Raw genomic sequence first — 24,058 nt, 5'->3', positions numbered from 1 at the left:
ATCGGCTTGCTTATTCGGCTGCCGCGAGCTTGTCCTGCGTCCTGGTTTCGAAGTCGCTGGCGTCGTGACGCTCGTGCAACTGGCTCGACGGGTCGCCGGAGAGGCGGTTGACCATGCGGCCGCGCTGCACGGCGGGCCGGCTATAGATAGTGTCGGCCCAGCGCAGCACGTTCTTATAGTCCTCGACCTGCAGGAATTCGGCCGCCCCGTAGCTCCAGCCCTTCACCAGGCCGCCGTACCATGGCCAGATGGCAATATCGGCGATCGTGTATTGGCTGCCTGCCACATATTCGCTTTCGGCAAGGCGGCGATCGAGCACGTCGAGCTGACGCTTCACTTCCATGGCGAAGCGATCGATCGCATATTCGATCTTGACAGGCGCATAGGCGTAGAAATGGCCGAAGCCGCCGCCGAGATAGGGCGCGCTTCCCATCTGCCAGAACAGCCATGACAGGCATTCGGCGCGCTCACCCGGCTCGGTCGGCAGGAAAGCGCCGAATTTCTCGGCGAGATAGGTGAGGATGGCGCCGGATTCGAAGACGCGGATCGGCTTCGGACCACTGCGGTCCATCAAAGCCGGAATCTTGGAGTTGGGATTGACGGCGACAAAGCCGCTGCCGAACTGGTCTCCCTCGCCGATCTTGATCAGCCAGGCGTCATACTCCGCGCCGCTATGGCCGAGCGCCAACAGCTCCTCGAGCATGATCGTGACCTTCTGGCCGTTCGGCGTGCCGAGCGAATAGAGCTGCAGCGGGTGGCGGCCGATCGGAAGCTCCTTCTCATGTGTCGGTCCCGCTATCGGACGATTGATATTGGCGAATTGGCCGCCATTCGCCTTGTTCCAGGTCCAGACTTTCGGGGGGATATAGTCGGAGGTACCGCTCATCTTTCAAACTCCTGGCATTGATCGGACAGAGCGCGACGCCTGTTGGGTCGCCGCATTTTTCCTGACATAGCAGAGGAGATGAGGGTTTGTCACAGCTATCGGAATGGTTTCACGCAAACGTCAGAGCTTGGCAAAGTTGCGGAAAACGGCCGGTTCAGGCCGCCCCCTCGCCTTCATGGTTGACCGCCGTCCTGGTGCCGGAGGAAAACATGATCAGGGCAAAGAGCGGTTCGCTGCCGAGCGCGCGCGCCCAGTGCCTGACATTGCGGGGAATGCGGATCGCATCGCCGGCTTCGAGCCGATAAAGGGCGTCGCCAAGCTTGTGTTCGCAGCTGCCGGAGACGACGTAGAGAATCTCCTCGCAATCGGGATGCGAGTGCAGCTGGTTGCGCTCGCCGGGATTGATGCGGCAGGTGCCGAAGGTCATCTCGGCGCCGGGTGTGCCGTCGCCGGTGATCTTCCAGTTGAGTTCGCCCCAGGAGGTCGGCATGAATTCGCCGCCGGCTTTCCTGAAAATGATGTCGGTCTCGTTCAAGACTGCGCCTCCGGTCAAAGATAAGAAGTGACGCCGGCATCCGTGCGTCTGTAGAATTCGAAGAGCTTCATGATCTCGCGAGCGATTTCGAGCGTGCCCCTTGTTATCTGCGCGCCGGCAAGGATCGCGTCGGTCAGGTGCAGGATTTCGGGCACATAGCCGAGATAGAAGAGGTTGTTGTTATAGAGCTGGCCGAGCGAATGTTCGGGCTCATAGAACAGCGCCGCATTCTCGTCCGGCTGGATGAAGCTTGCGGCGCGGCCATAGGACGGCAGGTCCGCCTTGCGGAAATAAGTCAATCGGCTGCCGTTCTCGACAATGGCGTTGGCGCCTTCCCCGACGATCTCGACCCGTTCAAAAATGCTGCCGCCCGATTGGCCGGCGGCAAAATGCAGCGTGCCGATCGCGCCGGAGCGGAAGCGCAGGCTGGTGACGCTCGCGCCCGTCAGCGGCTCCCATTCATAGCCCGCGCGCTCGATCTCGCCGCCGAGGAAATTGAGGATCGCGCCCGGATGGTAGATATGGTCGAGGAAACTCTGCATCCTGACGAGATCGGCGCGGTCTTCCGGTCTCGGCAGGCTCTGGGGATAACGGACGTTGATCGAGGTCAGCCTGCCGAAACCGGGCGAGCCGATCAGGTCCTTGAGCTTCTCGATCGTGGGGAAAAAGGTCTTCTTGAGACCGGTCATCACCATGCGTCCGGCCGCCGCACTTGCCGCCTGCAGCCTTTCGATATCCTCGAGACTCGCCGCTGTCGGCTTTTCCATCCAGACGTGGGCGCCCGAGGCAAGTGCGTCGAGCGCAAGGTCGGTCGCCTGCACCCGGCCGTCGGGATGATAGGCGGTGACGAGGAAGACCAGGTCCGGCTTTTCCCGCATGAGCATCTCGCGATGGTCGGTATAGGCTTTGCCGGCGCCGAAGAGTTTGGCGAATTTCTCGGCGCGGCCGATATCGAGATCGCAGATGCCGGCGAGGTCCACGGGCGCATAGCGCAGCGCCGGATAGACATTGCGGTAGGCATGGCCGCCGGCGCCGATGAAGCAGGCCTTGATGCGGTGATCGAATTCGAAATTGTAGCGGATTTCCCGCTGGACGTGGTGCGACATAGTCAGCCCTTGATTGCTCCCTGCGTCAGGCCCTCGGTGAAACGGCGCTGCATCAGGATGTAGAGAAGAATGATCGGCAGGAACGAAATGACCGTTCCCGAAAAGACCAGGCGGTAGTCGGAAGCATAGGTGCTGGCGAAACGCACCAGCCCGAGCGGCAGCGTCTGCACTTCGGGGCTGATCAGCACGATCAGCGGGAGGAAGAAATCGTTCCAGGTGGAGAGAGCGCTGATGATGACGAGCGCTTGGACCGCCGGCGTCGAGATCGGCAGAAAGACCTTGGTGAGGATCTGAAAATGCGAGGCGCCATCGATCTTGGCGGCTTCGATCAGATCGTCCGGCACGCCGATGAAGAAGCTGCGCATCAGGAAAATGCCGAAGGGAATGCCGCTGCTGACCTGCACCAGTACGATACCAGCAAGCGTGTTGACGAGGTTCAGCCCGAAGAGCACCTGGTAGAGCGGGATGACGATCGCCTGGACCGGCACGGTCAGCCCGAGGATGAAGGCGTAGAACAGCCATTCCCGGCCGGGGAATCGGATCTTGGCAAGCGCATAGCCGGCCGGCGCGCAGGTGACGAGCGACAGAAGGACGACGCCGACGACGTTGATAAGGCTGTTGCCGACGAGCTCGCCGAAGCCGCCAATTTGCCAGGCGTCGAGATAATTGCGCCACATCAGGTCGGCGGGCCAGGCAAAGGGATCGGCCTGGCCGATCTCGGCCTCGGTCTTGAAGCTCGATATCAGCAGCCAGACGAAGGGGGCGAGGATCAGGATCAAGACCGGGGTGAGCGCCAGCGCCACCGGCCATTCGCGATTGCGCACACTCATTGGGAAAGCCTCGCGCGCCAGCGGTTGAAGACGAGGGTAATGGCAATCGCAAGCAGGCTGAGCAGGATGCAAAGCACCGCCGCAAGCCCGTGATCCTGGGACTGGAAGGCAAGCCGGTAGATATAGGTCGTGATCAGCTCGCTCTGATAGAATGGCCCGCCATTGGTCATGACGAAGACCGTGGCGAAGCCCTTCAGGCCGTTGATCATTGCCAGCGAGACGACGAAGGTCGTCACCTCGCGAAGCCCCGGCAGCGTTACATAGATCAGCTTCTGGAACGCGTTGGCGCCGTCCACTTCGGCCGCGTCATAGAGCGAGTGGTCGATATTCTGCAGGCCGGCGATGAAGAGCAGCATGTAAAGGCCAAAACCCTGCCACGAGCTTGCGACATTGACGGAGAACAGCACCAGCGCGGGATCGGAAAGCCAGCCCTGCGTGAAGGCGCCGAGCCCGACCCGTGTCAGGGCCGTGTTCAGCAGGCCGAAAAACGGATCGTAGATATTGGCCCAGATGACGCCGACGACGGCGAGCGAAACCAGATGCGGCAGGAAGAAAGCGGTGCGGAAGAAGACCTGCGTGACCTTGAGCCTGCTGACCGCAAGCGCCAGCAGAAGGCCGAGCCCGCCTGCCATCACCACGTGGTAGGCCAGCCAGATGAAGGTATGGCCGAGGCTCTTCCAGACGATCGGATCCTGCGCCGCCTTGGCGTAGTTGTCGACACCGACGAAGCTCGCGGACGTGTTGAAGCCGGCGGAGCTGTTGAAGCTCAGCCAGAAGGTGGCAGCGATCGGCAGCAGCGTGAAGACGGCATAGAGCGCGAGCGCCGGCGCCATCAGCCAGAATGCGGTGCCGGTATCGGGCCAAGCCGAGCCTGCCGTCCGGCGTTTGGACATACGGGCGGGGTTGCCGCCCGTATGCCCCGCCATGGCAGGTGCAGTCCTGAGAGGAGCCACGGCCTTGCTTCCCGGCGTTTCTGGAATGGCCACTATTTCGCCTCTGTCATCTTCGCCTGGATCTGCTTCATGCCGTCCTCGCCGCCGATCTGGCCGGAGATGAGACCCTGGATGACCTGGAAGTAGGTGTCGAGTACGGGGCCGGGCAGATAGACGCTCGGATTGTAGCCGACACCACCGGCGGCAGCCGCGAAGATGTCTTTGAGAACAGGGGTCGGTGATTCTACGCCGGGGATTTCGCGCGGATAGATCATCGTGCTTGCCGGATCCTGCGCCCGTTTCTTCATCACCGCATCCGACAGCATGAAGTCGATCCACTTCATCGCAAGCTCCGGCTGTTTTGAGTTAACAGGCACCAGCCAGCTCCAGCCGACGCCGCCGGTCGGTATCGCCGCCCCCTTGATGTCGGAAGGCATGGGCGCATAACCGGCGTTGGCGAGGTCATAGCCGGCCTTACGGGCATTGGCGGTGAACCAGGGGCCGGCAACGAACATGGCGGCGCGCTTGTTGAACCAGAGGCGCGAGGCGCCGTCGAGGTCGAGACCCGCCATTTCCTTTTTGATGTAGCCCGCCTCGACTAGCTTCTGCAGCCGGACGGCGCCGGCGGCGACCAAAGGATCATCGAAGGCGATCTCGCGGCGCAGCGCCTTGCCGATCACGTCCTTGCCGCTCGCCGATTGCAGCAGATTGCCGAAGAGATGGCCGGCGCTGCCCGGCGTGCGCGGACCGATGGCGATCGGCTGCAGGCCGCTTTGCTCGATCGACTTCATTAGCGTTTCGAACTCGGCCCAGGTCGCCGGGATCTTCCAGCCCGCCTGCTCGAAAAGATCCTTGTGGTACCAGATGCCGAGAGCGTCGAGCCCATCGGGAACTTCGTAGATTTCGCCGCCGAACTGGCCCTTCAGTTCGGTGTAGAGCCACGGATAGATCTCGTCCTTCCAGCCGCGCTTTTCATATTGTTCGGTGAGCGGCATGACCTGCTTGGCGTTCTTGACGACGCTGATGCGTCCGATGCCCGAATTGGTGAGGATTACATCGGGGCCGGCATCCGACTGGATCGCCGCCTGCACCGCGCCGTTGCTGATCGTGCCGGTCGGCGGCATGAATTCGACGGTTACACCGGGATTGGCCTTTTCGAAATCGGCCTTGATGCCGTTCCACAACTGGGCGACCAGTGGTTCGGTGATCTGTTCCGGACCCCACATCTTCAGGGTCTCGGAATGCGCCGGCGAACTTGCGGCGATCATCGCTGCCAGTGCCGTTCCGCGGGCAAGAAATTTCAGCATTGTTCCCTCCTCCGGGCCGCTCCTCGGCCACGTTTTTCGCTTGTTGAGAGGAGACCTCCCTCTCCTTCATTCATCCGTCAAATCGCCGTTTTTCCTTCTGAAAGCGTGCCATGACGGCCTGCTGGACGTCGCTGATATGCGCGTGCATCAGCGCCTTGGCGCGGGTTATGTCGCGCGACCGGAAAGCCTGCAGGATCTGATCGCGCTCCTCGGCTGCCCGCTCGGCGAGATCGCGGCTCTCATTGGCGATCGAGCGGCAGATCTGGATTTGCAGCGCGAGCCGTGCCAAGGTTTCGACCAACGGGGCGCTTCCCGAAAGCTCGGCAATCGTCTCGTGGAATTCCTTGTCGCGGATGCCGTAGGTCGCCATGTCGCCGCGGCGCAGCGCCGCCACTGCCTCATCCAGAATACGTTCGAAGCCGGCGATATGCCGGTCGCTCATCTGCGGAACGGCGAGCTCGACGGCAAAACACTCGAGCGTCTTGCGCAGCTCGTAGAGGTCGTCGATCTCCTTGGGCGTGAAGCTGCGTACGAAGAAGCCGCGATAAGGCTTGATCTCGATCAGCCCTTCCTTGGCAAGCGTGCCGATCGCTTCGCGGAATGGCGTGCGGCTGACCTGCAGGCGTTCCGTCAGTTCCTTTTCGTCGATGGAGACGCCGCTCGGCAGTTCGCCGGAAACGATCAGCCGAACGATTTCCTCGTAGATCCGCTCTCGAAGGGTCAGGTGGCGCGGTGCGTTCATGGTCTCCACTTCCGTCTGGCATTCGTGATTTAAGTATGCAATATACGCAATAATATACAATATGGAAAATACACAACGGGGAATTTCGTTGGAAGATCAGCGGGAGCTGGACCAAAAAGGGGAGGAAAACCAATGGGAAAGGTCTATATCGTCGGCACCTCAGACACCAAGGGCGCTGAACTGAACTACGCCAGGGAGGTGGTTCTTTCAGCCGGAACCGAGGCCGTTCTGATTGATGTCGGCACGCTTGGTGAGGGTGCGGGCGCCGATATTCCAGCGCGCGACGTCGCGGCATTTCATCCGGATGGTGCTGCGGCCGTGCTCGGGCAGACTGACCGGGGAACGGCGGTGTCGGCCATGGCCAAGGCGCTGACGGGTTTCCTGAAATCACGCAACGATATCGGCGCTGTGCTCGGCCTCGGCGGTACCGGCAATACTGCGCTGGTGACCGAGGCGATGCGGGCGCTTCCGATCGGCCTGCCGAAACTGATGGTCTCGACGGTGGCCTCAGGCAATGTGGCGCCCTATGTCGGCCCGAATGATCTGACCATGATGTATTCGGTCGTCGACATCGCCGGTCTGAATGCGATTTCACGCAGAGTGATCGGGAATGCGGCCAATGCCGCGGCCGGCATGGCCCACAACCCCGTTCCCGCCTCCACGGATGATCGACCGGGCATCGGCATGACCATGTTCGGCGTCACCACGCCTTGCGTGACCCAGGTCCGCGAGATGCTCGGCAAGACCCATGAAGTCTACGTCTTCCATGCGACCGGCGTCGGTGGCCAATCGATGGAGAAGCTCGCCGAATCAGGTCTGCTGCAGGGCGTGATCGACGTGACGACGACCGAGGTTCCCGATCTCCTTGTCGGCGGCGTCTTTCCCGCGACCGAGGATCGCTTCGGCGCAATCATCCGCACCGGCCTGCCCTATGTCGGCTCGGTCGGCGCCGTCGACATGGTGAATTTCGGCGCGCGGGAAACGGTGCCGGCGGCTTTCCGCGACCGCAGGCTTCACGTCCATAATGCGCAGGTGACCCTGATGCGCACCACGCCGGAGGAAAACGGCAGGATCGGCGCTTTCATCGTCGAACGGCTCAACCGCATGCAGGGCCCGGTCCGCTTCCTGCTGCCGCTTCAGGGCGTTTCGGCAATCGACGCCGTCGGTCAGCCGTTCCACGATCCGGAAGCCGACGCCGCGCTGTTTTCCGCCATCCGGACCGGCTGGCGCGACGCGCCAAACAGACGCCTCGTCGAGATAGATGCCCATATCAACAGTCCGGAATTTGCCGCGGCACTCGTCGCCAGCTTCCACGACATCCTTGCCTGAGGAGAGAGTTTTGTCCCGTATCGATAGAAACGACATTCTGAACAAGCTGCGCCGCAAGATCGCCGAGGGCCGGCCGATCATCGGCGGCGGCGCCGGCACGGGCCTTTCGGCCAAGAGCGAGGAGGCGGGCGGCATCGACCTGATCGTGATCTATAATTCCGGCCGTTATCGCATGGCCGGGCGTGGCTCGCTGGCCGGCCTGTTGGCCTACGGCAATGCCAACGAAATCGTCAAAGAAATGGGCCGCGAGGTGCTGCCGGTCGTGCGCCACACGCCGGTGCTTGCCGGCGTCAATGGCACCGATCCGTTCATGCTGCCCGATCACTTCCTCGACGAATTGAAGGCTATGGGCTTTGCCGGCATCCAGAATTTTCCGACGGTCGGGCTGATCGACGGAACGTTCCGCGCCAATCTCGAAGAGACCGGCATGGGCTTTGAGCTGGAAATCGACATCGTCGCCCGTGCGCACGCTAAGGATATGCTGACGACACCCTATGTCTTCAGCAGCGATGACGCCGCCGCCATGACCAAGGCCGGTGCCGATATCGTCGTCTGCCACCTCGGCCTGACCACGGGAGGCGCGATCGGCGCCGAAACGGCGCTGACGCTTGACGGATGCGTGGAGAAAATCAACGCATGGTCTGATGCCGCGAGGTCGGTACGCGACGACGTCATCGTGCTCTGCCATGGCGGCCCGATCGCCATGCCCGCGGATGCGGCCTACGTGCTGGCCCGTTGCAAGGGATGCAACGGTTTCTACGGCGCAAGTTCGATGGAGCGGCTGCCGACCGAGGTCGCCATCCGCGCGCAGGTCGAGGACTTCGCAAAGGTTTAGGCGGCTCGGTACGGGTTGCCGGCAGCGGCGATGAGCTATGGCATGACCATTGCGCCGGATGCTCGGTGGGAGCAAAGGATCTCGTCCAGCTGCGCGATGAGGGCGCGGCTGCCTTCCACATCCTCTGCCAGCCTGGAGAAGACATCCGCCATGGCTTGGAAGATGGCTGCAGCCGGATCGCCCGCACCGAGGAAATCGGCGATCTCCTGCATTTCGGCAACCCAACGATAGGCCTTCGGATACATGTCAGGAATGGATTTCGACAGCTTGCGGTCGAAGTCGGGCAGGCTTTCGGCGAGTTCGACCTTCAGGCTTTCGGCAGCGCCCGAGCGGGAAGCGGCGAGAAGCATCGCGGCGCCGAGGCCGATAAATCCCTTGTTGATGCCGGCATAACACATCTTCAGTGCTGAAGCTGCACCAAGCGGTCCATCGAGACGGCGGACCTGCAAGCCGTAATCTTCGAGCAGTCTGCTGTGCTCTGCGCTGTCGCCGCTGACATAGATACTCGGACCTGATTTTCCGGCAACCGGCGGTCCTCCAATGATGGCGCCGTCCAGCACCGCCACGCCGCTGCCATCGAAACGGGCCGCAAGCACCTGCATCGTCTTCGGTGCAATGGCATTGAGGTCGATGAAGGGCGGCACCGGCGTCTTAGCTGATATGTTCGCGATCAGTTCGGCGACCTTGATTGCTTCGGCCGGCGGAACGATCGACAGGATCAGCTCGGCCTTGGCCAGCTCAAGGCGGCTTACCGGCACCATGCCGGCCGCCTTGGCTCGCGCGATCGTCTGCTCGCTCCGCCCTTCCAGACAGGTCAGCACCGTTGCGCCGTGGTCGATCAACCGTTTGGCGACAGCGCTTCCCATCGCGCCCGCTCCGATAATAGCAAAGTTCGGCATGTGGAACCTCGACGGTTTGACGGCGTCGCATGAGAGCTATCGCCGATCCGGTCGCCGTCAACTGCGACAATGCGGCAGAATTCGTGTCCTGAACCGCGATCATCCATTGCCGCCCTCTTTCGATCGTCCGAGAGCGCGGCTTGACTTTAGTCAACGCAGGCGCTGTCGATAGCGCTATGATGACGGAAATGACTCGCCTCGAGGATATTGATCTCAATGTATCGCACCATCATCTGCGGCATCGGCATGGGCTCCAGACAGACGGCAAACCGCCTGCTGCGCCGGGCTGCGGCGCTGGTGGACGAAGGCGGAACCATTGTCGTCGTGCACGTCATTGAGAATATCCCGCACCGCCACCTGACCGACATTCCCGAAGAGTTCGAGACGGCTGCCATCGTCGATGCCGAGCGGAAACTTGCGTCACTGTGCAAGGATCTGGACATCCCGGCGATGATCGAGGTTCGCATCGGCCTTGCCGCCGCGCTGCTGGTATCGGCCGCTAGGGAGAGAGCTGCCGATCTCATCCTTCTGTCATCCCACGTGCCCGATATCACCGACTATGTCTTCTCCTCGATCGTCGAGAAGGTGGTGCGCCATGCCGCGTGCTCTGTTCTTATCGACCGGCGCCTGGACCATGCCGGTGAGGATGCTGCGGCTCAAGCAGAAAACGTCGCTTTGCTCTGATCCTGGCGAGCTTCCGCCGAACATGACACGGCCGGCTTTTGACGCTTGCGGGCATCCCCTCCCCGGCGGCGGCCTGGCAACCTATATCAATCCCAACCCAACCAGCAGTATTCACTGCCCGACCGGAGATATACATGAGCCAGGATCCCTATGAGCTTCTGGGCGTGAAGCGGGATGCGACGCAAAAGGATATTCAGAGCGCGTTCCGCAAGCTCGCCAAGAAACTTCACCCCGACCTGAACCCCGGCGACAAACACGCCGAGGACAGGTTCAAGGAAATTTCGACCGCCTACGAGATTTTGAGCGATGAGGAAAAGCGCGGCCGCTTCGACCGCGGCGAGATCGATATGACAGGCGCCGAGCGGGCGCAGCGCAACTATTATCGCGACTATGCCTCGGCCGGCGGCGCCGATAATCCCTATCGCAACAGCGCCGGCTTTGCCGACTTCGGCGATGCCGATGACATTTTTGCGAGCTTCTTTTCGCGCCGTACCGGCGGCGGCCGGGCGCGCAGCCAGGGCCAGGACCGGCGCTTCTCCATGGAGGTCGATTTTCTCGAGGCCATCAACGGCACCAGAACCGAGGTCAAGCTCCCCGATGGCCCCGCGCTCGAGGTCGGGATCCCGCCGGGAACGCGCGACGGCCAGACTTTGCGGTTGCGCGGCAAGGGTGAACCGGGCATCGGCGGCGGGCCGGCGGGCGATGCGCTCATCGAAATTCATGTGCGCCCGCACCGTTTCTTCACGCGCGACGGCGACGACATCCGCCTCGAGCTGCCGATTTCGCTCAGCGAAGCGGTGCTCGGCGGCAAGCTTCGCGTCCCCACGCCTTCCGGCCCAGTCAATCTGACGCTGCCGCCTCATTCGAACACCGGGAAAGTCCTGCGCCTGAAGGGCAAGGGCGTTCCGAAACGCGGCGGCGGGCATGGCGACATCTACGTCACCTTGAAGATCGTGTTGCCCGACCAACCTGACGAACGGCTGCCGTCCCTGGTGAAGGAGTGGGCGGCGGCGCATCCATACGATCCGAGGAAGAACATGGAGGCCTGATCATGGATGATCATGAGTTCCGTCTTTACTTGAAAATCGATGTGGTCCAGCTCGATTTCTGGATCGAACAGGGTTGGCTGATCCCGGAGACCTCAGGCGAAAAGCGACAGTTTCGCGATGCCGATGTCGCCCGCGCCCGGTTAATTCTGGATCTCATGGGCAATATGGGCGTCAACGAAGCCGGCGTCGATGTCGTCATGGATCTAGTCGATCAGCTTCATGGAATCAGGGGAACAATGAGTCAGCTGATGACCGCCATCTCCAGGCAGGAACGCGATGTCCAGCGGCGGTTGTTAGAATGTCTTGAGGATCTCGAACAGTTTTGACGAGGCCGCAGCTCGTGTCTATGTCGTGAACCAGTAGCGGACGATGTGGAAGAACAGCGGCGCGGCAAAGGTGATGGAGTCGAGACGATCGAGCACCCCGCCATGGCCCTCGATCACATAACCCCAGTCCTTGGCGTTGAGATCGCGCTTGATGGCCGAGAGCACGAAGCCGCCGAAGAAGCCCGCAACGACGATGACCGTGCTGACGGCTGCGGCCTGCAGAGGCGAGAACGGCGTCAGGCGATAGAGAAGCGTTCCCACAAGGATGGCCGATGCGCCGCCACCGAAGAGGCCTTCAAGCGTCTTCGATGGGCTGATGTTCGGCGAGAAGCGGTGTTTCCCCAAGAGCTTTCCCCAGACATACTGGAAGACGTCGCTGAGCTGCACCACGATGACGAGATAGACGAGCAGCAGGGCGGGCGGCGTGCCGGTCTCCAGCATCAGGAGCGCGGGGGCATGGCTGATCGAATAGACCGTCAGCATCAATCCCCATTGCACCCTGGCGGTGCGCGCCAGGAATTCGTTCACGTCGCCCGTCAGGGTCGCCACTGCCGGCAGGATTAGGAATGCATAGACCGGGATGAAGATCGAAAAGAGGCCGTACCATAGCGTCCCGAGCAGCACATATTGCACCGGCAGGACGACGAAGAAGGACAGGAACAGCGCCAGGTGATCGCCGCGCCGCGATGGTGTCAGCGTCCAGAATTCGCGCAGTGCCATGAAGGACAGGAATGCGAACAGGACGACCACAGCGGTGTCGCCGAGCAGGATCGCACCGCCGAATATCGCGACCATGATCCACCATGAGCGGATGCGGGCATTGAGGTTATGCACGGTGGCGACGGATCCGGGCTCGGTCGCGCGCCGCTGAAGGATGAAACCAATAGCGGAGGCGACGGCCAGCAGGCCGAGGATTGCGGCAAGCACGATGGAGAAAAAACTGCTCATGCGATGTGCCTTCCGTCCGCTAACTCGATGACTGCTGCACGGGCGCGGGCCAGGAATGCGTCCTTTCCTTCGCCCGGTTCGACGCGCAGCGGCTTGCCGAAGCGGGCCGTGCAGGTGATCGGCACGATGAGCCAGCTTCCCTTCGGCAGGATGCGCTGAAGATTGTCGAGATGGATCGGCACGAGATCGACATCGGGGAAACGACAGGCAAGACGATAGATGCCGCTGCGGAACGGGGCGATCTCCTCGCTGGAGCTTCTCGTTCCTTCCGGGAAGATCAGGACCGAGCACCCCTCCTCCAGCAGGCGCTCGACCGGCTCCAGCGGGTTGCTGTCGGGCAGAGGCTTGCGGTCTATCAGGACGGCGCGCAGGCCTTTCTCGGCAATGAAACGCCGAAAGGCGCTCGTTCCCCAGTAATCGCGCGCCGCGACCGGGTGGGTCAGCCGTCGCACCGGCCACGGCAGGGCAGCCATTACGGCAACAGTATCGACATGGCTGTTGTGATTGGCGAAATAGATGCGGCGGCGAAGGTCGGGCGTACAGCCCCGCCACTCGCTTCGGGCGCCGACCATGATCCGCACGAACAGCACGAGAAGGCGACGGACGAGGGCGATCGCCCAGGACGACGACCGGCTCGCGATCGGCCGCCGCGAGGCGTCTTCTTCTTCACCCATTTCAATTTCCCCAACCCAACGGTTCTATGCATAGCCTGCCGGAGTTGTCGCGCCAAGCCCTGCAGATCCGGCCCGAGAAGCACGGCGGCACCGGGCATGCAGACCTAGGACGTCTCGTTCATTCAGCCAGGCTGCTGCGGCCGATTAGCCTGATTTTTGAGCCGGTTGACTGCTTGACACGTTTTTAGGCGCTACTATGATTTTTGAACCAGCTGGTAAAAAAGGGGAACAATCAATGACCAAAGACATGTTGATTTCACGCCGGGCAGTGATCGCGTCGGGCATTGCGCTTGGCGTCAGCGGCTTCGCCCCGCTAGCAAGGGCGGCTGCGCCCCTGAAAGTTGCCGGCATCCATGCGTCGCCGGTTGAAAATGCCTGGAACTCATGCCTGCACAAGGCCCTCCAGGACGCGGCCAAGGACGGAGTCATCGAATATGTCTTCTCCGAAGGCGTCTCAGGCACCGATTATCCCCGCGCCATGCGCGAATATGCCGAACAGGGCAACAAGCTGATTATCGGCGAGGCCTATGCCGTGGAGAAGGAGGCCCGTCAGGTCGCGGCCGACTATCCCGATACCGCTTTCGTGCTTGGTTCGAGCGGCGAGCAAGCCGGCGACAATTTCGGTGTTTTCGGCACTTGGAATCACGACGGCGCCTATCTCGCTGGCATGCTTGCGGGCAAGATGACCAAGTCGAACATCGTCGGTTCGGTCGGCGCCATTCCGATTCCCGAGGTCAACATGCTGATCAACGCCTTCGCCGCCGGCGTCAAGGCGGTCAACCCTGATGCAAAACACCTCGTCGCATTCATCGGCACTTTCTTCGATCCGCCGAAGGCCCGTGAAGCCGGCCTTGCCCAGATCGACGCCGGCGCCGACATCCTGTTCGGCGAACGCATCGGCACGGCCGACGCCGCCAAGGAACGCGGCATCAGGTCGGTCGGCTCGCTGATCGATTATACGCCGCGTTATCCGGATACGGTCTTCGCCAACGCCATGTGGTACTTCCGTCCGATCCTGAATGCCGCGATCGCCGATGTCGCCGCCGGCAAACCGGTGGGCCGGAACTACACGTCCTACGGCCTGATGAAGGAAGGCGGCAGCGATATCGTCTTCGTCAAGGGCGTGGCGCCTGCCGAGGCGGAAGCCGCGATGGAAGCCAAGCGCGCGGAGATCAAGGCCGGCACCTTCGAAGTTCCGAAGATGATGGACGAGCCGAAGTAGTTCGGTCCATGCAGGGCGACGCAACGGAGCTGGCGGCAGCGATCAGGCGCGGCAGCCTGAGCGCTGCGGAAGCGATGCATGCCTCTCTCAAGAGAGCTGCACGGCGTGAGTCGCTCGGCGCGATCGCCTATCTCGATGCCGCCATGGGCCTTGCCGACGCACACGCCAGCGACCGGGAGCGGCGGAGCGCGCCGGATCATTTCTCTGCCCGGCCCTTTGCCGGCGTGCCGACCTTGGCGAAGGATCTTGGCGGTCCCTTTCGAGGGCTGCCGGTCACGGCGGGTTCACGCCTGTTGGAAAGAAAGGGCGGCGAAACCGATTCCGATCTCGCTTCCCGCTTTCGCGATGCCGGCTTCTGCCTGTTCGGCCTGACGACGAGCCCGGAATTCGGTCTATCGCTCGCCAGCGAACCGGCAATTGGACCGGTCTGCCGCAATCCGCTCGATCCGGCGCGCACCGCCGGCGGTTCGTCCGGCGGCGCGGCGGCAGCGGTTGCGGCCGGCATCGTCGCGATCGCCCATGCCACCGACGCCGGCGGCTCGATCCGAGTGCCGGCCGCCTGTTGCGGCCTCGTCGGACTGAAGCCGACCCGCGGCGCCATTCCCGGCGGTCCATCCTTCGGCAACCACCTCGCCGGTATTGCCAGCGAACTGGCGGTCTGCCGCTCGGTGCGGGATACGGCGCTGATTTTCGACCGGTTGAGCGGCAATTCGCGCGGACCCCTTCCGGATCCCGCCCCCGCCGATATCGACAACGGCCGCTTGCGGATCGGTCTGTTGACCGACACCGGCCCGGCCTATCCGACCGAGAGCGATCGGCTTGCTGTCGTCGAGGATGCGGCGCGTACTCTTGAGATCGATGGACACGAGATCGTCCCGATGAATTGGGCCGACTTCGAATGGAGCGTCACCGCCAGCGGCCGCGCCTTTGCTGATATCATTTCCGTCAACCTTTCCGCGCTCATCAAGGCGGCGGCCCTCGAGGAAAGCAGGGCTGAGCCTCTGTCGCAGGCTTTCGCGGCGCGCGGACGGGCGCTTTCGGCGGCCAAGCTCTGGAACACGCTGAACGACGCCGTTCTGGTCAGCCATCGTCTCTGGTCGCTGTTCGACAGGATCGATTGCATCCTGATGCCGATGCTTGCCTCTGCGCCCCTTGCGATCGGCTCCTTTCCGTCCGATCATGCCGACACGGATTTGCATCTCGAACGAATGGCGGCATTCGCGCCGCTTGCCTGCCTGGCCAATATTTCGGGTTTTCCTGCTTTGACACTCCCTTTCGGACAGGATCCACAGGCCATGCCGCTGCCGGTGCAGCTCCTGGCGCCGATGGGCCACGAGCCACGCCTCCTGTCGCTGGCGGCACGCCTGGAGGCCGACGCGCGATGGCAGCACCGTTTTCCGGTCGCAGGATTAGCGACATGACCGGGCCTGTTCTGGAAATTATCGGTGTCAGCAAACGCTTCGGCGACAATCTCGCCAATGACGATATTTCCATGACGCTCGCGAGGGGCGAGATCGTGGCCCTGCTCGGCGAGAATGGTGCCGGCAAGACGACGCTGATGAGCATCCTTTTCGGCCATTACATGCCGGACGCCGGGCGAATTCTGATCGAGGGCGCGGAGGTGCCGCAGGGAAAGCCACGCGCGGCGATCCGCGCCGGTGTCGGCATGGTGCACCAGCATTTTTCGCTCGCCCCCAATCTGACGGTCCTCGAAAATGTCATGACCGGCACTGAAAAACTGTGGTCCTGGCGGTCGGCAACATCGGCGGCGCGCAAGAAGCTCCTGGCGATTTCCGAACGCTTCGGCCTCACCGTCGATCCGGAAGCCCGCCTTGGCGATCTGTCGGTCGGCGAGCAGCAGCGGGTCGAAATCCTCAAGGCGCTCTACAACGACGCCCGCATCCTGATCCTCGACGAGCCGACGGCGGTGCTGACCAACATCGAGGCCGAGCGACTGTTCACGACGCTCAAGGAGATGGCCCGCCAGGGCCTGTCCTTGATCTTCATTTCGCACAAGCTCGATGAGGTCATGGCGGCGGCCGACCGCATCGTCGTCTTGCGCGGAGGCAAGATGGTCGCCGAACGCAGGGCATCGGACACCAGCAAGGTGGAGCTTGCCGAATTGATGGTCGGACGCCGCGTGACACGGCCCGTTCGCGAACCATCGACACCCGGCGCCGTTGTCCTCGAAGCTGCCGGTGTAACGGTGCGCACGGGCGGGGTCGACCGGCTGAAATCGATCAGCTTTCGGCTGCATCAGGGAGAGGTCCTCGGCATTATCGGCGTTTCCGGCAATGGCCAAGCGGCGTTGGCGCATGTTCTGTCGGGTACGCTGGCGCGCAGCGCCGGCGAGCTCAAGCTGTTCGGGGAAACCATCGGCAATCTCGGCGTCGCCGATGTCGTCGAAGCCGGCATCGGCCGCATTCCCGAGGACCGCAACCACGAGGGTGTGATCGGCGAAATGGCGATCTGGGAAAACGCCGTGCTGGAGCGGATCGCCTCACCGGCCTTTTCGCGCCGTGGTCTCGTCAACCGCAAGGCGGGCATGGCTTTCGCGAGGGAGATCATTGACGGATTCGACGTTCGCGGCGGCAGCCCGGCAATTCGCACCCGGCTGCTTTCCGGCGGCAATATGCAAAAGCTCATTCTCGGGCGCAGCCTGTATCGACGGCCGCGTATCCTGATTGCCGCGCAGCCTGCCCGCGGCCTCGACGAAGGTGCAGTCGCCGCCGTGCACGCACGCCTGCTCGAAGCCCGCCGGCAGGGAACCGCCGTGCTGCTGATCTCGGAGGATCTCGACGAGGTGATCGCACTTGCAGACCGCATACAGGCGATCGTCGGCGGCCGCCTGTCGCCGCCCGTCGAGGCTGAAGACGCCGACGCCCGCAGGCTGGGGCTGATGATGGCCGGTGAATGGCAGGAAACTCCAGGGGCCGGCCATGCGATTTGAGCGCCGCGAGCACCGCCCGCTTTCCCTGCTGATATTCACGCCTGTCGTTGCGGTCATCGCAGCGCTGGCTCTGGCGGGCATCCTGATCGCGATTGCCGGCGCGCCCGTTCTCGATGCCTACCGGCGCATCCTGACCGGCGCCTTCGGCTCGCGGCTTTCGGCGACCGAAACACTGACACGGGCAACGCCGCTGATGTTGACCGGGCTTGCGGCCGCCGTCGCCTTTCGGGCGCGGCTATGGAATATCGGCGCCGAGGGCCAGTTCTACCTCGGCGCCATCGCCGTCGCTGCGGCGAGTTCGAAGCTACTTGGCAATCTCCCCGCGCCCATCCTCATCCCGCTCCTGCTGCTGATCGGCGCCGTCGCCGGCATGGTGCTGATCCTGGTTCCGCTGTGGCTCAGGCTGCGCTTTTCCGTCGATGAGGTCGTCACCAGCCTGCTCCTGAACTTCATCGCCGTGCTTTTCGTCTCGATGTTGATCGACGGCGTTCTCAAGGATCCGCTCGCCTTCGGATGGCCGCAATCGCAATCCGTCAGCGATCACGCCATGCTGCCGAAACTGCTCGCCCGATCGCGCCTGCATATCGGCTTTGCGATCGCGATCGCTCTTGCCGTCGTCGTCCATTTCGTCCAGTCCCGCACCGTCTTCGGCATGCAGTCCCGCGCTGCGGGCCTCAATCCTGCCGGTGCGGTCTTCGCAGGCGTGCCCCTCGGCAAAACGCTGGTGAAGGTCGCCTGTCTCTCCGGCGGGCTTGCGGGGCTCGCCGGCGCAATCGAGGTGATGGGCGTCAAGGGTTACGTGACGACCGATCTGTCGCCCGGTTTCGGTTACGCCGGCATCGTCGTCGCCATGCTTGCCAACCTCAATCCGCTCGGAGTCGTCTTCGCCGCGATTTTTACGGCCACCATGTTCGTCGGCGCCGACGGCATGAGCCGTGGCCTCGGCATTCCGACCTATATCGCCGATGTGACGGTGGCGCTGTCGCTGTTGACGATGCTGATCGCGTTGTTCTTCACCCAGTACAGGATCCGGCGATGACGCAATTGTTCGACATTATCGCCTCCGCCGGCCTCTGGGCGGCGATCCTGCGGATCGCCACGCCGCTGATCTTCGGCACGCTCGGCGCCCTGCTGTGCGAACGGGCGGGCGTGCTCAATCTCGGCATCGAAGGCATCATGACCTTTGGGGCGATGATCGGCTGGCTTTCCGTCTATCATGGCGCCGATCTCTGGACCGGCCTGCTGATTGCCGCGATAGCCGGCGGCGTCTTCGGCCTGCTGCATGCGGGGCTGACAGTGACGCTCGGCCTCTCCCAGCATGTCTCCGGCCTCGGCGTCACGCTCTTTGCGTCAAGTTTCAGCTATTATGTCTTCCGGCTGATCGTGCCGCTTGCCAACACTCCGCCGACCATCGCGCCGTTCCAGCCGATCGCCATTCCCGGCCTCTCGACGCTACCGTTTATCGGCCCCGCCTTCTTCACGCAAACCGCGCCGACCTATCTTGCGATGCTGATCGCCCTCTTGATGGCCTACATCATCTTCCGCACGCCCGTCGGGCTTGCGATCCGCATGACCGGCGAGAACCCGCATGCGGCGGAAGCCCAGGGCGTCAACCCGATGAAGGTGCGTTACGGCGCAGTCATTATCGGCAGCGCGCTGATGGGAATGGGCGGTGCTTTCCTGACATTGTCGGCGTTCAACAGCTTCTTCCCGACCATGGTGCAGGGACGCGGATGGATCTGCATCGCGCTCGTTGTCTTCGCCTCCTGGCGCCCGGGCCGCGCGCTTTTCGGCGCCCTGCTCTTTGCCTTCTTCGATGCCTTTCAGCTTCGGCTGCAGACCGTGCTGAGCGGGCTCGTGCCCTATCAGCTCTTCCTGATGACGCCCTATATCCTCTCCATTGCCGCGCTTGCCGTGATGGCCCGCCGCGCCCGCGTTCCGCAGGCGCTCATGCAGCCCTATCGCCGCGGCGAGCGCTGAGACCGTCCACATCCAACGAGGCTCCGATGTTCGATCTGATCGTCCGAAACGCAAATCTTCCCGATGGCCGCAGCGGCATCGACATCGGCATTGAGGGCGGCAGGATCGCTGCCGTCGAGGGTAATCTCCAAGCTCAAGCGGGCGAAGAAATCGACGCCACCGGCAGGCTGGTCAGCCCGCCTTTCGTCGATCCTCATTTTCATATGGACGCTACCCTGTCGCTCGGCCTGCCGCGCATGAACGTCTCCGGCACTTTGCTCGAAGGTATCGCGCTGTGGGGCGAGCTGCGCCCGATCGTGACGAGGGAAGAGCTGGTCGATCGTGCGCTGCGCTATTGCGATCTGGCGGTGACGCAAGGCCTGCTCTTCATCCGCAGCCATGTCGATACCAGCGATCCCAGGCTGGTGACCGTCGAGGCGATGATCGAGGTCCGCGAAAGGGTCGCGCCCTATATCGACCTGCAACTGGTCGCCTTTCCGCAGGACGGTTATTACCGTTCGCCGGGTGCAATCGACGCACTCAACCGCGCCCTCGACATGGGCGTCGACATCGTCGGCGGCATTCCGCACTTCGAACGGACGATGGGCGAAGGGACGGCGTCGGTCGAGGCGCTCTGCCGCATCGCTGCCGATCGCGGCCTGCCGGTCGACATGCATTGCGATGAAACCGACGATCCGCTGTCGCGCCATATCGAAACGCTGGCGGCTGAGACCATCCGCTTCGGCCTGCAGGGACGTGTCGCAGGCTCGCATCTGACCTCGATGCACTCGATGGACAATTATTATGTCTCTAAGCTCATCCCGCTGATGGCGGAGGCTGAAATCAACGTCATCCCCAATCCACTGATCAACATCATGCTACAGGGCCGGCACGATACTTACCCCAAGCGCCGCGGCATGACCCGCGTGAGGGAATTGATGGATGCGGGGCTGAATGTCTCCTTCGGGCACGATTGCGTCATGGATCCGTGGTATTCGATGGGATCGGGCGACATGCTGGAGGTCGGCCATATGGCGATCCATGTCGCGCAGATGGCCGGCATCGACGATAAGAAGAAGATCTTCGACGCGCTGACAGTCAACTCGGCGAAGACGATGGGACTTGCAGACTACGGCCTGGATAAGGGATGCAACGCCGACCTCGTCATCCTCCAGGCGCGCGACACGCTGGAGGCGCTGCGGCTGAAGCCGAACCGGCTGGCGGTGATCCGCCGCGGCAAGGTCATCGCCCGCTCGGCGCCGCGCATCGGCGAGCTTTTCCTGGATGGGCGTCCTTCCCGGATCGACGGCGGCCTCGACTACGCACCGCGCTATTGAGACGCAATACGCCTGCATACTATCCCGCCGCGCGGCGAGCTGTGATGATCCAGGCGCGGGAGTCGAAAAACACTCCCTCCGGCGTCCTATGCGCCTCGAGCAACTCGCGCAGACGCTGCAGCGGTTTGCCAGGCGGTTCATCGGTGTGTGCAAGCGCATCCTTCACCAGATAGAGGCCGGCGAGCGCATCAGACGCCGCATCGACGTCCGGTCCATAGAAGACAGGCTCTCGCAGGTCGGCAAAATCGATCGACGTGAAACCTGCGGCGCTCAAAAGGTCCTTGGCTATGGGAGGATCGCCAAGCGAAAACGGGTCGGGACCACCTGCCGAAACCACAGTTCCCGGTGCCAGGGCCTGCCGGATGGCGCCAGACCACTCGTTACGCTCTCGGCTTTGCCACACCATCCACACAAGACGCGCGCCCGGACGCATTGCCCGGCCGATATTGGCAAAGGCCGCCGCCGGATCGGCAAAAAACATCATGCCGAACCGGCTGATGCAGAGGTCGAAACTGGCAGCCGGAAAGGCGTGGAATTGCGCGTCTGCCTGCTCGAACACCACATTTCGCAAACCCTCCGCAGCGCTCCGTCGCCTTGCGATCTGGAGCATCTCTACGGAAATATCCACACCGACCGCTTCTCCTTGAGACGCGGCGCGGGCGGCTTCACGCGTCGTCTGCCCCGCACCGCAGCCGATATCGAGCACCCGGTCATCCGCGCCGACATCGGCAGCATCCCGAAGGTGCCGATTATGCCGTGCCAATTCTGCGTCGTAAAAGTCGGCACGATCCCACGCCATGACAATGGCTCCGCTTCGCCCGGGGCTTCCCTCACGCCTTGATGAGAATGCCGGAGTTCCTCCCGGCATCCATGAGCGGTATCAGGCGATCTTCTGGCGGGTCGGCAGTTTCCAGCCGGGCCGGACGAAGTGGCAGGTATAGCCGTTAGGGATCCGCTCCAGATAATCCTGGTGCTCGGGTTCGGCCTCCCAGAAATCGCCGGCCGGCACAACTTCGGTGACGACCTTGCCGGGCCACAGGCCCGAAGCATCGACATCGGCGATCGTCTCCCTGGCGACGCGCTCCTGCTCCGGGCTGACATAGAAAATCGCCGAACGATAGCTCGTGCCGACGTCGTTGCCCTGGCGGTTGCGCGTGGTCGGGTCATGGATCTGGAAGAAGAATTCAAGGATTTCGCGGTAGCTGATCCGGGCGGGGTCGAAGATGATCTCGATTGCCTCGGCATGGGTACCGTGGTTGCGGTAGGTGGCATTCGGCACATCGCCGCCGGTATAGCCGACGCGGGTCGAGATCACGCCCTTGTAGCGGCGGATGAGGTCCTGCATGCCCCAGAAGCAACCGCCGGCGAGCACTGCACGTTCTTCGGTCATTGGAGGTCTCCTTGTTTGCCATGAGATAGTGTCTCACGTCGCCGATTTCCATAAGATGGAAATCCGCCGGCCGCGGCGGCTTATGTCCTAATCTGGAAACCCTCCCTGAGCCAGGGATGCAGCGCCCTGCTGGCGGCTAGGATGTCTCCAGCGCCGTCGACTGTCGCGCCGGAAAAACGCGTGACTATCCCGCCGGCCTCTTCGACCATCAGCGCCGAAGCGCCGAAATCATGGATCGAGAGGCCGTCCTCGAAGAAGCCGTCCAGCCGACCGCAGGCGACATAGGCGATCGACAGCGCTGCCGAGCCCAGGCGACGCACGCCTGCCGTATTCGCCATAAGGCGCTTGATGGCTTCGAAATAGCTGTCTTCCGCCACCGCCTTGACCTGGCCCGGGATGGGCAGGCCGGCGCCGATCAGCACGTTCTCGATGTCGCCGACATCGGCGCAACGGATGCGCTCGCCATTGAGATAGGCGCCGCCGCCGATCTCGGCGCTGAAGAGCTCGTCCTGCATGGCATCATAGACGACGCCGACCACCTGCCTGCTGCCTTCGGCGATCGAGATCGTGATACCGAAATGCGGGAGGCCCCAGGCGTAATTGGTCGTGCCGTCGATCGGGTCGATGTAGATGATCGGCGTCTCCGGCCCGGCCGTGCGGTTGCCGACAGCCTCCTCGCCCTGGATGGCATAATCGGGAAAGGCCTTCGTCAGCTCCTCGACGATGATACGCTCGACCGCGACATCGATCTCGGTCTGGTAATCGCGGGGCGCCTTGGCCAGCATTTCCCCGGATGTCCGCCGCCGTAGGGAGGCTCGGGCCGTCTCGCCCGCCTTCAACACCGTTTCAGCAAGCACGATGAGGCGGGGCGACGCGTTCGGGGACAGGCGCGCTGATGTCGGGGAGGATGCCATGAAGAAAATCCGGATGCTGCAGATAGGAACGAAGTGAATCGTGCGGAGCCACTCCCTTCGCAGAGACCGGTGAGGGTTTTTTGAAGCTGTCCGCGCCTGACGGGTCTTATATCAGGCGCTCGGTCGATGCGTCAAAGAGATGGACTTGGGCCGGATCGACCGATAGTCCGATCATCTCTCCTGGTCTGACCTTGTCGCGCCGCGTCTCGACGATCGTCAGTTCCGGCTGCGTCGCTGCGACGATGAAGGTCGAGGAGCCTGTCGACTCGACAAAGGCGATCGGCACGTCGAAGCTGCCCTGCCCGGGCGCGACCACCTCGATATGCTCCGGCCGGATGCCGGCGACGAGCTTACGTCCAGGTTCGACCACGCGTGCTATCGCAAGCCTCTGCTTCGCCGCTCCGAAATCCAATACAAGGCTCTTGCCGTCTTCGGCAGCGACGGCGGGAATGAAATTCATCGCCGGCGAGCCGATGAAGCCGGCGACGAAGCGGTTGGCCGGGCGGTCGTACAGGTCAAGCGGCGCGCCCTGCTGTTCGATGATGCCGTCACGCATGACAACCACATGATCGGCCATCGTCATCGCCTCGACCTGGTCGTGCGTGACGTAAACGAAGGTAGCGCCCAGCCGGTCGTGTAGGGCGCGGATTTCTTTGCGCATCGAGACACGTAGCGCAGCATCAAGGTTGGAAAGCGGCTCGTCGAATAGGAAGGCCTGGGGATTGCGGATAATGGCGCGGCCCATGGCGACGCGCTGCCGTTGGCCCCCGGAGAGCTGGCGCGGGTAACGGTCGAGCAGCCGGGAAAGACCGGTGATAACAGCGACTTCCTCGGCTTTCTGTTTTGCTTCGGCCTTAGGGACGCCGTGCATTTTTAGCGAATAGGTCAGATTCTGTTCTACCGTCATATGCGGATAGAGGGCGTAACTCTGAAAAACCATGGCTATATCGCGTGCCCGCGGCGGCACGTCGTTCATCACCTTGCCGGCAATCTTCAGCGTACCGCCGGTGATTTTTTCCAGCCCGGCAAGCGAACGGAGCAACGTGGACTTACCGCATCCGGACGGGCCGACCAGCGCCACGAACGTGCCCTTGGGAATTGAAAGGTTGACGTTCTTAAGCGCGTGAAAAGCACCGTAGTGCTTCTCGACGCCCGAGAGTTCGATTTGGATGTCCTGGCTCATACCGAAAACCTTGCTGGCCCC

General features: G+C 62.6%; 25 protein-coding genes. 11 read left to right on the top strand and 14 right to left on the bottom strand.

What is annotated here, in order from left to right; translation table 11 throughout:
* Positions 1–10: 10 nt before the first annotated feature.
* The 7 genes from yghU to ACQ7C1_RS04645 all read right to left on the bottom strand — a co-directional run bounded on the left by yghU (position 11) and on the right by ACQ7C1_RS04645 (position 6,338).
* Positions 11–886 (bottom strand): glutathione-dependent disulfide-bond oxidoreductase, encoded by an 876-nt coding sequence (yghU, locus tag ACQ7C1_RS04675; protein WP_097599648.1) that lies wholly within the window; start codon positions 884–886, stop codon positions 11–13.
* 154 nt (positions 887–1,040) lie between these two features.
* Complete coding sequence (locus ACQ7C1_RS04670; RefSeq protein WP_221112699.1) at positions 1,041–1,421, bottom strand: cupin domain-containing protein; 381 nt, start codon at positions 1,419–1,421, stop codon at positions 1,041–1,043.
* A 14-nt stretch (positions 1,422–1,435) separates the two neighbouring features.
* Positions 1,436–2,527: a Gfo/Idh/MocA family protein gene (locus tag ACQ7C1_RS04665; RefSeq protein ID WP_430957499.1), complete on the bottom strand. Its 1,092-nt coding sequence runs from the start codon at positions 2,525–2,527 to the stop codon at positions 1,436–1,438.
* A 2-nt stretch (positions 2,528–2,529) separates the two neighbouring features.
* Positions 2,530–3,357: a carbohydrate ABC transporter permease gene (locus tag ACQ7C1_RS04660; protein ID WP_430957498.1), complete on the bottom strand. Its 828-nt coding sequence runs from the start codon at positions 3,355–3,357 to the stop codon at positions 2,530–2,532.
* A complete protein-coding gene (locus tag ACQ7C1_RS04655; RefSeq protein ID WP_430957497.1) occupies positions 3,354–4,283 on the bottom strand; it encodes a carbohydrate ABC transporter permease in 930 nt (309 codons plus the stop codon). The genes ACQ7C1_RS04660 and ACQ7C1_RS04655 overlap by 4 nt, the downstream gene beginning before the upstream one ends.
* Positions 4,284–4,342: 59 nt before the next feature.
* Positions 4,343–5,596, bottom strand: a complete 1,254-nt coding sequence (locus ACQ7C1_RS04650) for an extracellular solute-binding protein (protein WP_430957496.1) — start codon at positions 5,594–5,596, stop codon at positions 4,343–4,345.
* Positions 5,597–5,666: 70 nt separating this feature from the next.
* The gene (locus ACQ7C1_RS04645; RefSeq protein ID WP_183698255.1) at positions 5,667–6,338 is read right to left on the bottom strand and encodes a GntR family transcriptional regulator; all 672 of its coding nucleotides are present in this window, start codon (positions 6,336–6,338) and stop codon (positions 5,667–5,669) included.
* A 132-nt stretch (positions 6,339–6,470) separates the two neighbouring features.
* On the opposite strand from ACQ7C1_RS04645, the gene ACQ7C1_RS04640 reads away from it, so the two are divergent.
* Both ACQ7C1_RS04640 and ACQ7C1_RS04635 read left to right on the top strand, forming a co-directional pair.
* Positions 6,471–7,667, top strand: a complete 1,197-nt coding sequence (locus ACQ7C1_RS04640; protein ID WP_430957495.1) for a Tm-1-like ATP-binding domain-containing protein — start codon at positions 6,471–6,473, stop codon at positions 7,665–7,667.
* Between the two features lie 10 nt (positions 7,668–7,677).
* Positions 7,678–8,502: a phosphoenolpyruvate hydrolase family protein gene (locus tag ACQ7C1_RS04635; protein WP_221127034.1), complete on the top strand. Its 825-nt coding sequence runs from the start codon at positions 7,678–7,680 to the stop codon at positions 8,500–8,502.
* A 35-nt stretch (positions 8,503–8,537) separates the two neighbouring features.
* On the opposite strand, the gene ACQ7C1_RS04630 is transcribed toward ACQ7C1_RS04635, so the two are convergent.
* On the bottom strand, positions 8,538–9,401 hold the full coding sequence (locus tag ACQ7C1_RS04630) for a DUF1932 domain-containing protein (protein ID WP_430957494.1): 864 nt from the start codon (positions 9,399–9,401) through the stop codon (positions 8,538–8,540).
* Positions 9,402–9,617: 216 nt separating this feature from the next.
* On the opposite strand from ACQ7C1_RS04630, the gene ACQ7C1_RS04625 reads away from it, so the two are divergent.
* From ACQ7C1_RS04625 to ACQ7C1_RS04615, 3 genes are all read left to right on the top strand, one after another.
* On the top strand, positions 9,618–10,085 hold the full coding sequence (locus tag ACQ7C1_RS04625) for a universal stress protein (protein WP_430957493.1): 468 nt from the start codon (positions 9,618–9,620) through the stop codon (positions 10,083–10,085).
* 134 nt (positions 10,086–10,219) lie between these two features.
* Positions 10,220–11,134, top strand: a complete 915-nt coding sequence (locus ACQ7C1_RS04620) for a DnaJ C-terminal domain-containing protein (RefSeq protein ID WP_430957492.1) — start codon at positions 10,220–10,222, stop codon at positions 11,132–11,134.
* 2 nt (positions 11,135–11,136) lie between these two features.
* Positions 11,137–11,460 (top strand): chaperone modulator CbpM, encoded by a 324-nt coding sequence (locus tag ACQ7C1_RS04615; RefSeq protein WP_430957491.1) that lies wholly within the window; start codon positions 11,137–11,139, stop codon positions 11,458–11,460.
* Positions 11,461–11,478: 18 nt separating this feature from the next.
* On the opposite strand, the gene ACQ7C1_RS04610 is transcribed toward ACQ7C1_RS04615, so the two are convergent.
* Both ACQ7C1_RS04610 and ACQ7C1_RS04605 read right to left on the bottom strand, forming a co-directional pair.
* Entirely contained in the window at positions 11,479–12,408 is a 930-nt protein-coding gene (locus ACQ7C1_RS04610; RefSeq protein WP_430957490.1) for a phosphatidate cytidylyltransferase, read from the bottom strand.
* A complete protein-coding gene (locus tag ACQ7C1_RS04605) occupies positions 12,405–13,082 on the bottom strand; it encodes a lysophospholipid acyltransferase family protein (protein WP_430957489.1) in 678 nt (225 codons plus the stop codon). Before ACQ7C1_RS04605 ends, ACQ7C1_RS04610 begins: the two co-directional genes overlap by 4 nt.
* Before the next feature lie 235 nt (positions 13,083–13,317).
* Between ACQ7C1_RS04605 and ACQ7C1_RS04600 the strand changes: the two genes are divergently transcribed.
* The 6 genes from ACQ7C1_RS04600 to ACQ7C1_RS04575 are packed head-to-tail and all read left to right on the top strand — an operon-like array spanning position 13,318 to position 20,550.
* On the top strand, positions 13,318–14,304 hold the full coding sequence (locus ACQ7C1_RS04600; RefSeq protein ID WP_097599634.1) for a BMP family protein: 987 nt from the start codon (positions 13,318–13,320) through the stop codon (positions 14,302–14,304).
* Between the two features lie 8 nt (positions 14,305–14,312).
* Positions 14,313–15,725 carry an amidase gene (locus tag ACQ7C1_RS04595; protein WP_430957488.1) on the top strand — a complete coding sequence of 471 codons (1,413 nt, stop codon included), beginning with the start codon at positions 14,313–14,315 and terminating at the stop codon, positions 15,723–15,725.
* Positions 15,722–17,254 (top strand): ABC transporter ATP-binding protein, encoded by a 1,533-nt coding sequence (locus tag ACQ7C1_RS04590; RefSeq protein WP_430957487.1) that lies wholly within the window; start codon positions 15,722–15,724, stop codon positions 17,252–17,254. Before ACQ7C1_RS04595 ends, ACQ7C1_RS04590 begins: the two co-directional genes overlap by 4 nt.
* Positions 17,244–18,293 (top strand): ABC transporter permease, encoded by a 1,050-nt coding sequence (locus ACQ7C1_RS04585; protein WP_085781535.1) that lies wholly within the window; start codon positions 17,244–17,246, stop codon positions 18,291–18,293. The genes ACQ7C1_RS04590 and ACQ7C1_RS04585 overlap by 11 nt, the downstream gene beginning before the upstream one ends.
* Complete coding sequence (locus ACQ7C1_RS04580) at positions 18,290–19,234, top strand: ABC transporter permease (protein WP_085781536.1); 945 nt, start codon at positions 18,290–18,292, stop codon at positions 19,232–19,234. Before ACQ7C1_RS04585 ends, ACQ7C1_RS04580 begins: the two co-directional genes overlap by 4 nt.
* Before the next feature lie 26 nt (positions 19,235–19,260).
* Positions 19,261–20,550 carry an amidohydrolase family protein gene (locus tag ACQ7C1_RS04575; RefSeq protein ID WP_183698260.1) on the top strand — a complete coding sequence of 430 codons (1,290 nt, stop codon included), beginning with the start codon at positions 19,261–19,263 and terminating at the stop codon, positions 20,548–20,550.
* 19 nt (positions 20,551–20,569) lie between these two features.
* Here the strand turns inward: ACQ7C1_RS04575 and ACQ7C1_RS04570 are convergent, their stop codons facing one another.
* The 4 genes from ACQ7C1_RS04570 to ACQ7C1_RS04555 all read right to left on the bottom strand — a co-directional run bounded on the left by ACQ7C1_RS04570 (position 20,570) and on the right by ACQ7C1_RS04555 (position 24,037).
* Positions 20,570–21,349, bottom strand: coding sequence for a class I SAM-dependent methyltransferase (locus ACQ7C1_RS04570; RefSeq protein WP_430957486.1), 780 nt, complete (start codon positions 21,347–21,349; stop codon positions 20,570–20,572).
* Positions 21,350–21,430: 81 nt separating this feature from the next.
* Positions 21,431–21,940, bottom strand: a complete 510-nt coding sequence (gene msrA / locus ACQ7C1_RS04565; RefSeq protein ID WP_430957485.1) for a peptide-methionine (S)-S-oxide reductase MsrA — start codon at positions 21,938–21,940, stop codon at positions 21,431–21,433.
* 80 nt (positions 21,941–22,020) lie between these two features.
* Entirely contained in the window at positions 22,021–22,854 is an 834-nt protein-coding gene (locus tag ACQ7C1_RS04560) for an inositol monophosphatase family protein (RefSeq protein WP_085781540.1), read from the bottom strand.
* 106 nt (positions 22,855–22,960) lie between these two features.
* Positions 22,961–24,037 (bottom strand): ABC transporter ATP-binding protein, encoded by a 1,077-nt coding sequence (locus tag ACQ7C1_RS04555; protein ID WP_430957484.1) that lies wholly within the window; start codon positions 24,035–24,037, stop codon positions 22,961–22,963.
* Positions 24,038–24,058 lie beyond the last annotated feature (21 nt).

This window comes from Rhizobium sp. Nf11,1 (assembly GCF_050587665.1).
Taxonomy (GTDB): domain Bacteria; phylum Pseudomonadota; class Alphaproteobacteria; order Rhizobiales; family Rhizobiaceae; genus Rhizobium.
This window is presented reverse-complemented; position numbering and strand designations above follow the sequence as displayed.

Coding starts and splice junctions, on each gene's coding strand:
- yghU (WP_097599648.1), bottom strand. CDS start 886: ATGAGCGGTACCTCCGACTATATCCCCCCGAAAGTCTGGACCTGGAAC.
- ACQ7C1_RS04665 (WP_430957499.1), bottom strand. CDS start 2,527: ATGTCGCACCACGTCCAGCGGGAAATCCGCTACAATTTCGAATTCGAT.
- ACQ7C1_RS04660 (WP_430957498.1), bottom strand. CDS start 3,357: ATGAGTGTGCGCAATCGCGAATGGCCGGTGGCGCTGGCGCTCACCCCG.
- ACQ7C1_RS04655 (WP_430957497.1), bottom strand. CDS start 4,283: ATGGCGGGGCATACGGGCGGCAACCCCGCCCGTATGTCCAAACGCCGG.
- ACQ7C1_RS04650 (WP_430957496.1), bottom strand. CDS start 5,596: ATGCTGAAATTTCTTGCCCGCGGAACGGCACTGGCAGCGATGATCGCC.
- ACQ7C1_RS04645 (WP_183698255.1), bottom strand. CDS start 6,338: ATGAACGCACCGCGCCACCTGACCCTTCGAGAGCGGATCTACGAGGAA.
- ACQ7C1_RS04640 (WP_430957495.1), top strand. CDS start 6,471: ATGGGAAAGGTCTATATCGTCGGCACCTCAGACACCAAGGGCGCTGAA.
- ACQ7C1_RS04630 (WP_430957494.1), bottom strand. CDS start 9,401: ATGCCGAACTTTGCTATTATCGGAGCGGGCGCGATGGGAAGCGCTGTC.
- ACQ7C1_RS04625 (WP_430957493.1), top strand. CDS start 9,618: ATGTATCGCACCATCATCTGCGGCATCGGCATGGGCTCCAGACAGACG.
- ACQ7C1_RS04620 (WP_430957492.1), top strand. CDS start 10,220: ATGAGCCAGGATCCCTATGAGCTTCTGGGCGTGAAGCGGGATGCGACG.
- ACQ7C1_RS04615 (WP_430957491.1), top strand. CDS start 11,137: ATGGATGATCATGAGTTCCGTCTTTACTTGAAAATCGATGTGGTCCAG.
- ACQ7C1_RS04610 (WP_430957490.1), bottom strand. CDS start 12,408: ATGAGCAGTTTTTTCTCCATCGTGCTTGCCGCAATCCTCGGCCTGCTG.
- ACQ7C1_RS04605 (WP_430957489.1), bottom strand. CDS start 13,082: ATGGGTGAAGAAGAAGACGCCTCGCGGCGGCCGATCGCGAGCCGGTCG.
- ACQ7C1_RS04600 (WP_097599634.1), top strand. CDS start 13,318: ATGACCAAAGACATGTTGATTTCACGCCGGGCAGTGATCGCGTCGGGC.
- ACQ7C1_RS04595 (WP_430957488.1), top strand. CDS start 14,313: ATGCAGGGCGACGCAACGGAGCTGGCGGCAGCGATCAGGCGCGGCAGC.
- ACQ7C1_RS04590 (WP_430957487.1), top strand. CDS start 15,722: ATGACCGGGCCTGTTCTGGAAATTATCGGTGTCAGCAAACGCTTCGGC.
- ACQ7C1_RS04585 (WP_085781535.1), top strand. CDS start 17,244: ATGCGATTTGAGCGCCGCGAGCACCGCCCGCTTTCCCTGCTGATATTC.
- ACQ7C1_RS04580 (WP_085781536.1), top strand. CDS start 18,290: ATGACGCAATTGTTCGACATTATCGCCTCCGCCGGCCTCTGGGCGGCG.
- ACQ7C1_RS04575 (WP_183698260.1), top strand. CDS start 19,261: ATGTTCGATCTGATCGTCCGAAACGCAAATCTTCCCGATGGCCGCAGC.
- ACQ7C1_RS04570 (WP_430957486.1), bottom strand. CDS start 21,349: ATGGCGTGGGATCGTGCCGACTTTTACGACGCAGAATTGGCACGGCAT.
- msrA (WP_430957485.1), bottom strand. CDS start 21,940: ATGACCGAAGAACGTGCAGTGCTCGCCGGCGGTTGCTTCTGGGGCATG.
- ACQ7C1_RS04560 (WP_085781540.1), bottom strand. CDS start 22,854: ATGGCATCCTCCCCGACATCAGCGCGCCTGTCCCCGAACGCGTCGCCC.
- ACQ7C1_RS04555 (WP_430957484.1), bottom strand. CDS start 24,037: ATGAGCCAGGACATCCAAATCGAACTCTCGGGCGTCGAGAAGCACTAC.